Raw genomic sequence first — 14,193 nt, forward strand, 5'->3', positions numbered from 1 at the left:
CGTATCCGAGGATACCTGTAATCTAAATATTGGATGCATTATTACCCCTCATGCCCAGTGAGGCTCTCTATTCGAGTCAGGTCCTCGACAATCGTATCCGAGCGCATCCGTAATCGATGCTGTGAAATGGCATATGTCTCATGCATCGTAGGGGGTACGTCAATCGGAGACAGGAGATTCAGAGCTATCGTGACTTCACTCGTTTGTCATTTGAACAAGATCCCCAACTTGAAGATCGGATTGATCTAACGACGTGACCACCGTTTCTCCTTCCGAAAGTCCTTCCTGGATTTCTACATAGTCCCAATTCTTCAGCCCCATCTGGATAACCCGTTCCGTGATGTGGTCTTGTTCCACTATCCAAACCTTGTCCCCTTCGAGCACGGCGCTTCTTGGAATTCTGAGAGCTCGTTCTTTTTGAGAAAGAATAATCTCGACATCTGCCGAGGTGCCGGGGAGCAATGTTGTGGCAAAATCGCGGTCATCGAGCTCCACATCAATCTCAACCGTGCGGTTTTGTTCTTCAATGTTATCGACATAGGGGGAGACTCTTACGACTCGACCCATAAAAGAATGCTTGGGATAGGGATCCAGGGTGACCCGTGCCAACTGGTCTGGGTGAATTTTTGATGAATCCACTTCATCCATGGGGGCACTAATAAAAATAGAGGTTGGATCGATGAGATCAAGTACCGCGGGAATCGGCACCCCAGGAGGGGCAGGGGTGGTCCATTCTCCAACTTCGACTTTCACGTCAGCAAGAATTCCGGAAAATGGAGCATAGAGAACCATTTTCTGTAACTGGGCTTGCGCTTCTTTAATACGCGTCCGTGCTCGCTCAACGCTGGCATCCGCGGCTTGACAGGCTGCGGCACTGGTTTGGGCTGTGCTATGGACTTTGTCGAGTTCATCCGTCGAAACTAATTCTTTTCGAGAGAGGTCTTGAAACCGTGCATGCTCGCGCTTCGCTCGACTCGCTTCTAGGCATGAGCGTGTCCGATTGGCCTTGCTCACGACCAGTTCACGTTGTGCCATTTCAAGGTTTGACGCCTCAGCGGCATTATTGAGTTGAAGTAAAATATCGCCTTTTTGTACGCGATCGCCTTTATCATGTGGAACGGAGACCACGCGTCCGCCAATTTCCGAGGAAAGGTGTGCGCGCCGCCGGGCTTTGACCGTACCTGCGCGTGAGTTGGTGATGGTTTCCTCGACGAGTCCCGTTTTAACTCGTACGATGTTTACGAGAACAGGGTCAGGGGTAAACAGCCAAGCATTGAGGACCAAGGCAACTATAGCCAGGCCAATTAAGACCAGAAATCCGGAAGCCCATCGTTTCATAATCAGGAGTGTATCATATCATTCTGAGGCTCGTGTTTCGGGTCGTATCAAGAGGAGAAGCAGGGACGAATGTTACGGATTGGAGGTCTTGATAGGAAGCTTTCTAATCCCATCAAGGAGGACTCTCGTGGCAATGCAATCATCTTCGTTGTAGTCGAGAATTCGTTGTCGGATAATCTGATCGCCACTTTCAACCCATCGATGAAACCACTCAATAGAAGCCGCTCCTGAGGGATGAGTATCCCGCCAAAGAAACCCTAAATATTTCGCCAGGGTTTTAATCGAGTAATCTCTGGTTGGCCATTCGGTGGTTTTGAGGACGACATCAAAGTAGAGGTCGATGGCCCGTTCCCTTGAAAAAAGGGTTTCAATGTCGTCGGCTGAACAGACGTCAGGATATTTTGTTTGAAGCTTTCGGTACATCGTCCGTTCATATTTGGAGTAGTAGTACACCATGGAGTGAGCATGTTGCTGCAGATATTCAATGGCTTGGGCAAACGCGGTTTGTTCAGCGTCCGGTGTGGGATTCTCTGCAAAGAAGGCGACGTATTGCTCGTTGGAGTGATCTTGATGGTGACGTTCAATAAAGCCATGTAGATAGGTGTGGTCGCGAAGAGGATCGACTTCAATATCAAAGAATACTTCCGAGTCATGAGCGGGCAAATCAATGGCTTCTCGAAGATAGGGACGAGCTTGTGCCCCGGCAGACACTAGTTGTGCGCGGGCGTGAAGCTTCTGAATCGTCCCAAGACCGATGCCTGAAATAATTGTTTTTTTGCCATTGATCAGACTCTTGAGGTCAGATGCCGCAAAGTTTTGAATCGTTGAAAAGTGCGTGCGTAGCGCGTCACGTTTTGATCGTCCTAGTTCAGGTAAGAGAGTGAGGTCATGCTGTTTTTGAAGATTCAGTAAGCAGGGTCTGTACCAGTGGCAGAGCTTACAGATTCCACTGCTATAGGCTGCTTGCGTCTCGTGACGTTGTTCAAGGATGTCTTGGGCACGTTGACGAAACGTGTTGTAGAGCTCCCACCAGGTTTCGGGAGTTCGACGGCCCTGGGGCTGCGAAAATTCATAGCGGATTTCTTTTCCATGAATATCCCAAATAAACGCCCAGCGGCCGGCAGAACAGTTTAAACGTTCGAGAATGTCCGTATACAACCCCAATTGGACGGCATAGGTTTTCTTGGGCTTGCCTTGATCCTCGTCACCCTCTTCTCCCGACCCGGACTTGATATCGCCAGCCACATAACCTTCTCCGTCGTTTCGTAAGAGGTCAGGTTCACCTAAGAGATCATTGACGGATAATCGGCCGCTATAAATAAGTGAGACACGTTGTTCTATTGCCTCTCGAGTGCGCCGTTCTTTCTCATCTCCTCGATAACGCGAAAGATCAAGGAACGGAGTTTCGAGTTTCTGGATGACTTCTTGTTCAAACAGCGTCCCTTTTTCCCATAAAAGCTGGATGAACGCGTTCGGTTCATCGCGCTGGGATGCATCGCCAAATGTATCGAGATAGAGGCGATGCTCACAGCTGACAAGGTTGTAGAGCATTGAGGCCGTGATAGAGTATGGCTGCATAGCGAGGTCCTGAGAGCCAGTGTAGCAAAGTTGCTGGGTGTAGAAAGAGTGGAAATAGTTGTTTGGGCTTGGCCGTAAGGATTGGAGAACGAAAACAAGGAAATCAACATAATAGATTCCTTCATCTACAAGTACTCATTTCTTGAAAGCGCAAAGCTAATAAAATTGCATAACACGACGAAGCAGTGGACATCTTTATGAGCTGATACGCCTTTTTGTCTATTTGGAGCCTCTTTTGTATCTTGTATAATTAATCTTCTGTCACCTTGTGAATGAACATGTAAAGTCGTGCATCACTATGGTGAAAGAAAATCTAAAATTTTCGGCGAGAAGAAAATATTTGGTCGAGTCGTCAGTAACGGCTGTGCTCGTAGGCATGTATTATCATTTATCCACAAAACCCAAGCACTGCAAAGGTAAAACTCAACCTATCCCTGTTGGCCCATTTGTGGTATAAATTGTAGCTCTTGCCTTTCATAACCCCCTCTTTATCACCTCGAGGCTCTCACACATTTTTCTTCGCATTTCCCCATATTTTTGGAGGATTTCATGATAAAACCGCCTCATGTATCCGAAGGGGGGCAGAACGATATCGTTGTACCTCTCATTCTGGAACGTCGTCGGTCTCAATTTCGGCAGACGACCCCCACATCCGATCTGAGAAAAACCGGAAGTCATCCTGATCATTGGTATCCGCTTGCACGTGCAAATGATGTCAAGAAGGGCAAGACGCTTGGCGTATCGTTTGCTGGCGATCCCATTGTTTTGGTTCGGACCGAAAGCGGTCAGTTATATGCTCTCGAAGATCGATGTGCCCATCGACAGGTTCCACTCCATTGCGGAGTCGTGCACGGAGAGCATCTTCAGTGTGGCTACCATTGTTGGACCTATGATCAAAATGGCATCTGTATTGGGGTTCCATACTTAAAATCTGATCAGCCGCGACCTAAAGGTGTCAGAAGTTATCCTTGCCGAGAGGCCTATGGTCTTGTGTTTGTTTTTCCTGGAGCTTTGGAGAAACTTTCAGAGGTTGACTTTCCAGAAGTGTCCTTCAAAGATGACCCCCATTACAAGACCCGATATCTTGATCGAATCGTGAATTGTCATTACTCGTTTATGCATGAGAACCTGATGGATATGAATCATCAATTTTTGCATCGCCGACTGATGGGTGGAATCCGAACGGTGTTTTTGGAGCTTCGGGAACGGGCACATGCCGTAGAAGTTGACTATACGTTTTCACGAGTTAAAGGTACGCAACCGCTTGGAGAGAAACTCATTCTCGGGAGTTCAACCCCATCGGCTGGTGGTTCGAAGCAGGATCTCATGACTATTTGCACGGAGTATCCCTATCAAACTCTCAAGTTTTGGACAGCAGGAAGTACTGAGCCTGCTTTAAATTTGTGGAATGTGTATGTGCCAGTTGATTGTGAGCAACGCGTGAATCATACGTTTGGGTTGATGATGATTCGAAAGCCTTCGATCCCAGGACTAATAAATCTTTTGTGGCCGTTTATCGTGTGGTTCACAGATGGGATCTTTGCTCAAGACCGATGGATTGTTGAGGAGGAACAGAAAGCGTTTGATCGGCAAGGTGCCGACTGGAATCAAGAGGTGTTTCCGGTTATTCAATGTTTGCAATCTTTACTGCGTCGAGAGGGTCTCGCTCGCACATAATGGCTAATTCTATTAATGCAAGAATTTGCGCATGTTTGGGGTGCGATCATTTTTTGAAGTGGCGCTGGATTTGCTCGAAAAAAAACCATTGTCGTCCATTAAGTACGGGTCTCAACGCGTCTGCATCTTTCGATGATGGCTGAGTCAGTTTTTCTCTTGCTCCATTTCCATTGTTAAATTATGGGACGATGTTGAGATGTCACTCAAGGGAGACTCAACTGATTTTCAAGAAGTTATGTATTATCAAGGGGAAACTTGGCTTGCCCATGACGTAATGGTCTGTGCCGAGTACCCTCGAACATTGCACTTCCACTAAGATTTACCCTATAACGATTGCAACGAGTTCATTATCACGTCACCTTTTTAACGTATAGGCGTATTTATATTTTTTCTTAAGACGATTCATATGTAGAGATGGAGGAGTCACGTATGAAACAACTCTTTATGGTATGGGGATGTGTGATCGCTCTAATATTCAGTGTTGGGTCAATCGGGTATTCACAGGCCGCTCCTGACACACTTGAAAAGGAAGTTATTGCGGCTGAGCGCGTTGCAGAATTTATTCACTCGGTTCTTGAGGCAGATCGCACCATATACACGACTCATGTTGTCCAGCGTATGAAGGAACATGATGTGGTTGTCGCTGAAGAAGCATGGGAAAAAAAGACGGCTCTTCCGTTACCGGCACAAATGCTGACGCTTTCTGGCATTCGAGTAAAAAGTAAGGGGACGGGTCTTGAGTATCGTTTGATCAGTTTATGGCCAATCTACGAAAAGAATCGATCGACGACATGGTTTGAACGAACAGGATTAGAGGCTGTTGAGGGAGACCCGAGCAAGCCGTTTACGGGTGTCATTAAGAAGGATGGTCGTCGGTATTTTACGGCTATCTATGCTGATACCGCTGTGTCGTCTTCCTGCGTAAACTGTCATAATGCTCATCCTCTCAGTCCCAAGAAGAATTATAAACTTCATGATGTGATGGGTGGTCTCGCTATTTCGTTTCCTTTATCAGAATAGAACAAAAAAACTTTCATTGGAAAATCTATGAGATAATTGGATATATCCAGCTTTGAGTAATATGGGCTGGACTTCGAGGAGAAATTATTATCTGTTCCACTTGGTAGATTAATGATAGGTCTGCCGAATTTTCTTTTTCAGGACTATTGCTGTTTCAATGAACTTCCAACATTTGAAGTCGGTCATGGCGCTGGGTGAGCTTGGGCATCTATCATTGACAGATCAATAGGCCTTCACGATCTTCTTCACATGAAGGAGCTCTTTCATCTCTCTCCGTTCCGAAAACTATCGTTCCCAAGGCTACTAGCTCGCCTTGAACGTAGTTGGGCTCGCTATAGCCTTTTTGCTGTTCTGGCTATTCCAATTTCGTGCCAGTTCTTGTGCCTGCGCAATTTGTTCAAACGTCATATCAGATGCGAGTCTGGATAAGCGGGCTTTCGCTTCTTCGTGACCTTGCGCGGCGCAAAGGTTCAGCCACATATGTGCGTGGATAAAATCTTCTCGTATGGCATAGAGGTTTCCAAGTTTGAACTGTGCTTCTGAGTGTCCGTGGTTTGCTGAATGTGTGTACCATTCCATGGCTTGTCTATAATCCTGCGGAACCCCTTTCCCTACCTCATGCATGACACCCAAGTGGAATTGTGCGAGAGGGTTTTCCTGTGTGGCAGCCAGGGTATACCAACGGCTGGCTTCGGTAAAATCTTGTGGCACACCAATTCCATTTTCATACATTCTCCCGAGATGGAATTGCGCAAGGGAATCTTCTTGGTCCGCGGCTAAGCGGTACCAACGGACACCTTCCGCATGATTCTCTGGCATTCCTTGGCCTTGCATACACATTTTCGCCATTCTGATTTGAGCGGACGGATTTCCCTGTTCGGCCGCCATGCGATACCACAGGCTGGCTTCTTGATAATCTTGAGGTACGCCATGGCCTCGTTCAAACATTTCGCCCAAACGGAGTTGCGCTTGAGTACTCCGACGGCCAGCCGCTATGCGATACCAGCGGATGGCTTCGGAGTAATCCTGTGGTATTCCTCGTCCCCGGTCAAACATTTCGCCTAAACGGAGTTGCGCTTGAGCATCGCCTTGGTTGCCCGCCATGCGGTACCACAGGCTGGCTTCTTGATAATCTTGAGGTACGCCATGGCCTTGTTCGAACATTTCCCCCAAACGGAGTTGAGCCTGAGCATCGCCTTGGTTGGCAGCCATGTGGTACCAGTGGCTGGCTTCTTGATAATTCGGTGGGACGCCATTGCTCTGATCATATAATCGGCCAAGCCGTAATTGAGCTAAGGCATCTCCTTGGCTGGCGGCGAGGCGATACCAGCGGCTGGCCTCGTCATGATCTTGAGACACCCCATGGCCCATCATGTACATTTCACCTAAGCGTAGTTGGGCGGTGATATTTCCCTGATCTGCAGCTTGCTGATACCAATAGCTGGCTTTTTCAAGGTCTTGAGGAGCATCGTGACCGATGACATATAACTCTCCTAACTGCACTTGGGCCTCGACATCTCCCTTGTCAGTCGCCAGGTTATGGAGGCGTTGTTCTTGTATCGATGTGAATTGTGTTTTGTCCGCATCACCATCGACTACATCTAAATAGGCGCACCCCTGGAGCATAAGCATGACGCCCGCGCTGATCCATACTCTGTTCATGGAAGCATATCGTGTTAACAACCGACTGCTTACGAGGTTAAATGAATCAAACATGTGAATACTCCTTATAAAATAAGGCCTTGATAATCTCATGAGAAAGAGCGATGTCGGTGAATGGCGTATCACGCAGACTATCTCGACCCAATAGATATTGTATGAAAAGAGTAGTTTTGGAATAGGCTAATAATATGGAATCGACCATGGCATGTGTTGCTCTGTCTCGATGTCAATGGTAGATGGTCATTGGAAATGATCTGTCGAGGGACGCTCGTTCATTCCTTCAGGCATTTTACACGTAAGTTGCTGACAAACGGACAGAAAATGGGCTTAACGCTAGTATACTCTGACGATAAAGTCAATTTACGTGCCATCGTAAAATGCGAACACATCTGATTTATATTTATAAATAAGAACGCAGAATTCGCTTTAAGACGCCAGGGATTGTCTCGGCTCTTAAGACGATAAAATGCCGTGTGTATTTCTACAAATTGAAAAAATCGAATTGAGGTAGAGAAGTGAGAAGTTACCGTGTGGCAAAAGTGTTGAAGTTATGAGTCTGACAAGCGCTGCAAAGTTGGTTATTGATTTACTTGCAAACCTCTACGGCATTCCTGTTTCGTCGATTTCTGGCTCTGATTCAATAATGGTTTGAAGATGCAGGTAATTTCTCTCATCAGTTCTTCATCGTCGTAAGGTTTTGCCAGAATAGCACTTGCTCCCACTCTTAGGGCAGCATTACGCAAATCATCTGAAAGATGGCCGGAGACAAAAATAACTGGAGGTCGTTGAGTTTCTGATCTCTCAGCTAAACATTGGAGTAATTCCAAGCCTGTCATGACGGGCATGTTATGGTCAGTAATTACTAGATCGAAGTGTTCGCTCTGGATAGCATTCAGGGCTTCTGCCCCATTTCCAGCTTCATGACATTGATATCCCAGCATCTCGAGTCTCGCCCGGAGTACGAGCCGTCCGCTTTCATAATCATCCACTATCAGAATTTGTTGCCTATGACCACGTTTTATCTCCTCAAATGACTCTAGGCATTCAAACATGTTCACAATCATTCACCGTATCCTTTCTCGGTATAAAAACCGTCGAACATTTCTTCATAAGACGTTCAGGGTCGATTGGCTTCAGCAGATAGTCCCGAGCGCCTCGTTCCAGAGATTGAATCAGGCTATCCTTGTTGAGCTCAGCCGTCATCATGATGACAGGGACTTGTGGATGTTGATCCTGTATATGTTTCAGCATTGTCAATCCATCCATAACCGGCATTTGGACATCGAGTAAGATTCCGTCTATGGTCAAGGTTTCAAGCATTGCCAGACCTTCAGCGCCGTTGTTGGCTGTCGTTGCGTGATATCCCAGAAAGTTCAGGCGGTCTTTCAACATCAATGCAATATCCTGGTCGTCGTCGAGAACTAAAATATGTGCTGGCATGTCGCAGCCTATAAATGAATGAGAGTCTTCATCACATTTCTTGATTATCTAAATAGTCTACTGGGCAAGGACGTAAGGGTACTATTCGTAACAGGATTGTATTTCATAAAGATTATATAAAGATTTCACGAGGTAGCCTTCGCTCATTCTGAGGAAAGGCGTAAATGTGTCCATCGAATGAGTTGTGTTCTGCTTCGTCATCTCTTTTTGAAAGGGACTGGTTTAAAGACGCCGGGGGGGTGTTAGTGGACGGTGAGAGAAGGGATTAAGAAGTGTTGGATACGAAAGAATGAAACGCATTTTCCATTTGCAACAAAGGAACTTATGGTTGATGTTCTTGTGTATCGTGAGTGAAACGATAGCCCACACCGGGATCTGTCAAAATGTACTGGGGTCGTGATGTATTGCGTTCAATTTTTTTTCTGAGCTGTCCAATAAACACTCGAAGATATTGGGCTTGGTCCGCATACGCTTCTCCCCAAATAGCGGTGAGGAGCGTTCGGTGTGTCAGAACTTTACCTGTGAATTGAATCATATATTTCAGTAGATCATACTCTGTCGGAGTGAGTTTGATTGGTTCGTCATCCAACCGCACTTCACGTCGCTCAAAGTTGATCGTGAGTGATCCACTTTTGAATATTGGTTCAGTACCAGGGACCATGACCGTTCGACGAAGGGCCGATCTGACCCTTGCGGTTAATTCTTCCATGCCAAAAGGTTTGGTGACATAATCATCAGCTCCAGTCTCAAGCGCTTCAACCTTTTTTTGTTCATTGCCAATGGCTGAGAGAACAATGATAGGGACCGGAGATTGCTTCCGTATCCGGCGGGTGAGTTCAATCCCGTTAATCGTTGGCAGGATGAGGTCGATAATGACGACATCAGGCTGTCGTTGGGCGATAGCATCTAATGCTTCTTCTCCAGACGCAGCCGTGATGACGACGTAGCCCTTATTTTCCAAATTGACTTGCAACGAACGACGAATTTGTGGCTCATCATCCACCACAAGGATTCGTGCACCTTGACTCATAATTCACCTTGCACTTTGTGCCGTCCTTCAAGGGTAAAGCTGACCATGGCTTCAGTTAAGGGGATCGTAAAAGTCATCGTGACTTCTGTTCCCGTTGACGTAGCCCAAATCCGCCCGCCGTGGGCCTCAATGATCCCTTTGCAAATGGCTAAGCCCAGCCCGGTGCCTCTGATGGGTTGTGTGTACGATGTTTGCCGACGATAAAAACGTTCGAAGATACGCTCGACATCTTGAGGGAGAAGAGGTTCTCCTGTGTTGGAGACTTTGACTTCAATATGTTGTTCCTCAGTGCAGACATCAATTTGAATCGACGAGTTTGGCATTGAATATTTGATGGCATTGTCGAGTAAATTGATGAGGACCTGTTGTATTTCCACTGCGTCGACAAAGAGCGGAGGGAGATTGTCAGGAATGGAGACTTCGATGTTCCGGACTTCTAATGTTAATTCTGTGCGACGGATCGCGCCTTCGATTAGATCTTCTAGAAGATGCCATTCCTGATGCGGGATGAGCGTGCCAGCTTCAATCTGTGACATATCTAACAAGTTATCAACCAAACGACTCATATAATTGATTTCTTTGTCGACTCCTTCAAGAAACTCTTGCTGGAGTTCGGTCATCCTGCTTGGTGCATTCCCTAAAATCGTGGAGACTGACGTTTTCATGGCGGTGAGAGGCGTTCGCAATTCATGAGAGACCGATGAGAGCAAGGCTGACTTGAGCGCATCACTTTGTTTCAAAGCTTCGATCCGTTTAGCCTCGCTTTCTCGCAAGCGTTCTTCGGCAAACGTTCGTTCCGTGATATCATCTGAAATTCCGATAATCTTCAAGATGTTTCCGTTGCTGTCGCGAAGCGGGATAAAATTTTTGGAAAAAACCTTGTCGTTGCCATGAGTGGTCACCTTGTACTCAAAGCTGACGGGCTCGCCTTGCACCGCTTTTGTAAAGTACTCTTTTATGACTTCATGTTCGCTCTCGTCTGCTGAAAAGAGATATGAACAATCAATGACTTGGTCCTCGGTCTCGACTTCCAACATTCTCTGCCCTGCTTGATTCATTGAGCTAATCTTCCCATTGATCTCGACCTCCTGGATACAAAACGGAACGTGTTCAACGAGAGATCGAAACCGTGCCTCACTGGCCCGTAGTTCATTCTCGATCCGTTTGTATTCAGTGATGTCGACATTTAATCCATCGAGGTAGAGGAGTTGTCCGATCTCATCAAAAATAAAATGGCCGCGGGCCAGTATCCATTTCCTTGTTCCATCTTTGGTGATGATTTGATGCTCATTTTCATATGGAATGTGTTGAGCCAGAGCATCTTGGATCATAGGCCAGACTCGCTCGTTTTCCCCCGGTGCCATGAGCGTATCGTATGTGACCTCGCCACTCAGAAAGGCTGAAGTCGAGTGTCCTGTCACTTCTTTAATGCCATCGCTTGCATATATAATGGACCATGACTTGTTATTGAGGCAACGATATGCAAATCCTTTGGGTAGCTGACCTAGGATGCTTTCGGTCAAAGCTTTCCATTCTTGCAAAGAGTTTTCTGACTCTACGCGATCCGAAACATCTTCACAAACAATCAGGACAACAATCTCTCCTCCTTTGCTATATACCGCTCGTGCGACTTCTTTCACCCACAGAATACTCCCATCCTTCCGTACTTTACGAAACTCCCAAGAAAAAAGAGACAAAGGATTTTGCAAGCAGAACTCAAAGCGTTGCTGAACCGGAAGCCTATCATCTTGCAAGAATAGATCTATAACAGGCCATCCAATTAACTCCTCAGCTGAATATCCAAGTTGTTGAGCACCAAATTGGTTAACGGAGAGGATTCTTCCATCTTGAGAGACGGTAAAATACATAGACGGATTATCCTCATATAGTGCTCGGTAGCGTTCTTCGCTTTGCCGTAAGGCATTTTCAGAAAGCAACCGTTCCGTAATGTCTTCCGAGATTCCTAGCAGATATTCAGTGAAACCTTGTTGGTTGAGGATCGGAATCTTTTTCGTATGTAAGTGCCTCAAACCATTAAATTTTGTTTGGATGGTTTCATCTGGAATGTCGAGCATTTCTTTTGATGATATGACTTCTTGGTCTTTCATTGAGAAGAATTCTGCTTGCTCTTTTGAGAAAATGTCAAAATCATTTTTTCCTATGATCGTATTTTTGGTATACCCCGTGAGGGTTTCACCGGATTTGTTGAAATGAACAAAACGAAGATCTTCTACATCTTTGACAAATACCATGTCAGGAATATTTTCAATGATCGAGTGTAGGAACATTTCACTCTTCCGCAATGCGGTTTCTACACGTTTCCGTTCTACCACTTCATTTTCTAATTTTTGGCCGGCTCGTATGCCTTGTGCGGTAACAAATATCCCTAGCAATGCGACTAACACCGCAATGCTAGATTCCCATAGCACCATCGTTGAAAAATTCGACTCAGCATGAACATTCAAGAGTTTGACGGCGTCGTCGGCTATACTGATTGCTGCTGAATTTTGGGTGCGAAGGGTTTGAAGTTGTCGTCGAAAATCCCCATGATCCGCGACTAACGAAAGTAAATGGTCAGCGGAATCGATGATGGTGTCGAAGTGATTACGTTGCTCTAGGAGTTTGCGCCTGATTTCTTGAGTTGGTATGGCTGGTACTTGTTGTTGATTCGTTGTAGGATTATGAGCAACGGCCTGCCCTTCAATAAGGGCATCGAGGGTAGAATGAATCAAGGACCTGGTCGATTGATAGTCAGCGGAGACCAGCTGGGAAGCCAGAAACACTTCATTCATGTGCTTCTGAAGCAGCATGCGTTGGCGACCTACGATGTCAATAAGTCGAGCATTTGACTGCTCCTGGTGGATCGTCGTGATGGTGTAGGCCAACAGCCCAAGGAGCACACTGAGAAACATGACCGTAATGATCGTAAAGCGGCTTCCTAACTTTGATTTTGGTTCAACATCGGTAGCAGCAAATGAGTTCATGCTGGAATCCTTCTTTGGCGAATAGGATGACAGGACCGTTTATTGAACATTCAATCTTCAATAACAGTGTCGTGCAAAGCCTTTTCATATCATCTGCTGTGCACTTGCATGCAATCAATGTCTCGATCTCCTGATGTGATTGCTGGGCATGATGCTGTTACTTGATTCTTCTCATCTTAAACCTTCGAAGAGGGTATTTCGCAACTTTGTCAACGGTAATGTGTTTTGTGAATCACGTTAATTATAAGAACAATCTGCCTGATTTCACTGACTCCTGAAACGCATTATTCGGCGTGGTAGGGATGTGAGTCCAATTAGCAACAGACGCTGGAAGGCTTCCTGTTTTTGATACAGGGAAAAAATCAAGTAAGAGGTCTGAAGTGATTCAGTTGATTCAAAAGAAAAGAAGTGGCTGGGGGACCAGGAATCGAACCTGGGTTCTTAGAACCAAAATCTAATGTCTTGCCCCTAGACGATCCCCCAACCAAGACCTCTACATTAAGGCCTGAACCAGTCCGAGTCAAGATCTTGACCTTGGGGTGGGGCCATTTCAATAAAATTCTGATGTTCGTTCTGTAGAATCTCCTGGTGTCATTTGGACGATTTGTAGTAGATTCTTCAGTTGGATTGAGACTCTAAAATAGTTTGAACAGGAATTGCTATTCAGTTGTACAACTATCGTGTCAAAGGTCACCAACTGCCGTGCCAAAGAAGATCAAATGGCAGCCCTTCGGTTCGAGATTCTTAGAACACTCGACCTTCAACAATCCAATGTCGGTCATCGGGCACGTCAAGCAGTAACCGACTCAGGTTGAGTTCCGCAAGATGAGCGGCGACATCGTCTTCGGTAAAAGCCGCAAGGAGCGAATTATAGAAGTCTTGCCGTAATTTTTCTGGTTCCTCTGCCGCATATTGTTCAACCAGGGTGTGGGCTTCCTCGGTGGATTCCGGGCGAATCAAATCCATGACCAAAACAGGAGCTCCCGGTTTCGCCGTCGTTTTAATGAAGTACCAAAATTGAAGTGGATTTGGTACATGGTGCGCGAGGCTATTGGAAATGATTGCGTCGACTGGGCTTGAGAATGTCGCATCTTGAAAACGTTGGCAGCGGAGTTCGATCCGTTCACTTAACTTTGCGTCAGCAACCATGCGCTTGGCAATGTCAATCATCGGTTGGGATGCGTCAATTGCTGTGATTCGTAAAGTCGGATGAGCCTGAGCCAGACGAATGGGAATGTCGCCCGGGCCGCACCCCAGATCAACGACATGGGCGTTCTCTAACTCGTGGCCATGGGATTGCAGAAAACGATCGACAAAATCTTGATTTTCCTTTGAAAAGTTTGCGGAGGCATAAATTTGTGCTTGTTCTGGGTCATCCATCAACTCAGGCTCGAGTAAGCGATTCATATATCTGTCTCCATCAGGGCATTGTCTTCATTGAACATGAGGACTCGGTCTATGCTG

General features: G+C 46.2%; 10 protein-coding genes and 1 tRNA gene. 2 read left to right on the forward strand and 9 right to left on the reverse strand.

Annotation, left to right across the window (positions count from 1 at the left end; all coding sequences use genetic code 11):
- Positions 1-195: 195 nt before the first annotated feature.
- Entirely contained in the window at positions 196-1,338 is a 1,143-nt protein-coding gene (locus ACWQXP_RS16555; protein WP_454063972.1) for an efflux RND transporter periplasmic adaptor subunit, read from the reverse strand.
- 72 nt (positions 1,339-1,410) lie between these two features.
- Positions 1,411-2,916 carry a TM0106 family RecB-like putative nuclease gene (locus ACWQXP_RS16560; RefSeq protein ID WP_454063973.1) on the reverse strand — a complete coding sequence of 502 codons (1,506 nt, stop codon included), beginning with the start codon at positions 2,914-2,916 and terminating at the stop codon, positions 1,411-1,413.
- Between the two features lie 549 nt (positions 2,917-3,465).
- On the opposite strand from ACWQXP_RS16560, the gene ACWQXP_RS16565 reads away from it, so the two are divergent.
- Together ACWQXP_RS16565 and ACWQXP_RS16570 are read left to right on the forward strand one after the other, a co-directional pair.
- Positions 3,466-4,593, forward strand: coding sequence for a Rieske 2Fe-2S domain-containing protein (locus ACWQXP_RS16565; protein WP_454063974.1), 1,128 nt, complete (start codon positions 3,466-3,468; stop codon positions 4,591-4,593).
- A gap of 429 nt (positions 4,594-5,022) precedes the next feature.
- Entirely contained in the window at positions 5,023-5,613 is a 591-nt protein-coding gene (locus ACWQXP_RS16570; protein ID WP_454063975.1) for a Tll0287-like domain-containing protein, read from the forward strand.
- Between the two features lie 303 nt (positions 5,614-5,916).
- Here the strand turns inward: ACWQXP_RS16570 and ACWQXP_RS16575 are convergent, their stop codons facing one another.
- The 7 genes from ACWQXP_RS16575 to ACWQXP_RS16605 form a co-directional block, all read right to left on the reverse strand.
- On the reverse strand, positions 5,917-7,329 hold the full coding sequence (locus ACWQXP_RS16575; protein ID WP_454063976.1) for an SEL1-like repeat protein: 1,413 nt from the start codon (positions 7,327-7,329) through the stop codon (positions 5,917-5,919).
- Positions 7,330-7,853: 524 nt separating this feature from the next.
- Entirely contained in the window at positions 7,854-8,327 is a 474-nt protein-coding gene (locus tag ACWQXP_RS16580; RefSeq protein ID WP_454064723.1) for a response regulator, read from the reverse strand.
- Positions 8,320-8,715: a response regulator gene (locus tag ACWQXP_RS16585; RefSeq protein ID WP_454063977.1), complete on the reverse strand. Its 396-nt coding sequence runs from the start codon at positions 8,713-8,715 to the stop codon at positions 8,320-8,322. Before ACWQXP_RS16585 ends, ACWQXP_RS16580 begins: the two co-directional genes overlap by 8 nt.
- A 322-nt stretch (positions 8,716-9,037) precedes the next feature.
- Positions 9,038-9,745 carry a response regulator transcription factor gene (locus ACWQXP_RS16590; RefSeq protein WP_454063978.1) on the reverse strand — a complete coding sequence of 236 codons (708 nt, stop codon included), beginning with the start codon at positions 9,743-9,745 and terminating at the stop codon, positions 9,038-9,040.
- The gene (locus ACWQXP_RS16595) at positions 9,742-12,729 is read right to left on the reverse strand and encodes a PAS domain S-box protein (protein WP_454063979.1); all 2,988 of its coding nucleotides are present in this window, start codon (positions 12,727-12,729) and stop codon (positions 9,742-9,744) included. Before ACWQXP_RS16595 ends, ACWQXP_RS16590 begins: the two co-directional genes overlap by 4 nt.
- Before the next feature lie 409 nt (positions 12,730-13,138).
- Positions 13,139-13,212, reverse strand: a tRNA-Gln gene (locus ACWQXP_RS16600).
- A 261-nt stretch (positions 13,213-13,473) separates the two neighbouring features.
- The gene (locus tag ACWQXP_RS16605; protein ID WP_454063980.1) at positions 13,474-14,136 is read right to left on the reverse strand and encodes a class I SAM-dependent methyltransferase; all 663 of its coding nucleotides are present in this window, start codon (positions 14,134-14,136) and stop codon (positions 13,474-13,476) included.
- Positions 14,137-14,193 lie beyond the last annotated feature (57 nt).

It is taken from the genome of Candidatus Nitrospira salsa, assembly GCF_965152625.1.

What these genes read in the sequence shown, in the direction of transcription:
- ACWQXP_RS16555 (WP_454063972.1), bottom strand. Translation starts at nt 1,338, where the DNA reads ATGAAACGATGGGCTTCCGGATTTCTGGTCTTAATTGGCCTGGCTATA.
- ACWQXP_RS16560 (WP_454063973.1), bottom strand. Translation starts at nt 2,916, where the DNA reads ATGCAGCCATACTCTATCACGGCCTCAATGCTCTACAACCTTGTCAGC.
- ACWQXP_RS16565 (WP_454063974.1), top strand. Translation starts at nt 3,466, where the DNA reads ATGATAAAACCGCCTCATGTATCCGAAGGGGGGCAGAACGATATCGTT.
- ACWQXP_RS16570 (WP_454063975.1), top strand. Translation starts at nt 5,023, where the DNA reads ATGAAACAACTCTTTATGGTATGGGGATGTGTGATCGCTCTAATATTC.
- ACWQXP_RS16575 (WP_454063976.1), bottom strand. Translation starts at nt 7,329, where the DNA reads ATGTTTGATTCATTTAACCTCGTAAGCAGTCGGTTGTTAACACGATAT.
- ACWQXP_RS16580 (WP_454064723.1), bottom strand. Translation starts at nt 8,327, where the DNA reads ATGTTTGAATGCCTAGAGTCATTTGAGGAGATAAAACGTGGTCATAGG.
- ACWQXP_RS16585 (WP_454063977.1), bottom strand. Translation starts at nt 8,715, where the DNA reads ATGCCAGCACATATTTTAGTTCTCGACGACGACCAGGATATTGCATTG.
- ACWQXP_RS16590 (WP_454063978.1), bottom strand. Translation starts at nt 9,745, where the DNA reads ATGAGTCAAGGTGCACGAATCCTTGTGGTGGATGATGAGCCACAAATT.
- ACWQXP_RS16595 (WP_454063979.1), bottom strand. Translation starts at nt 12,729, where the DNA reads ATGAACTCATTTGCTGCTACCGATGTTGAACCAAAATCAAAGTTAGGA.
- ACWQXP_RS16605 (WP_454063980.1), bottom strand. Translation starts at nt 14,136, where the DNA reads ATGAATCGCTTACTCGAGCCTGAGTTGATGGATGACCCAGAACAAGCA.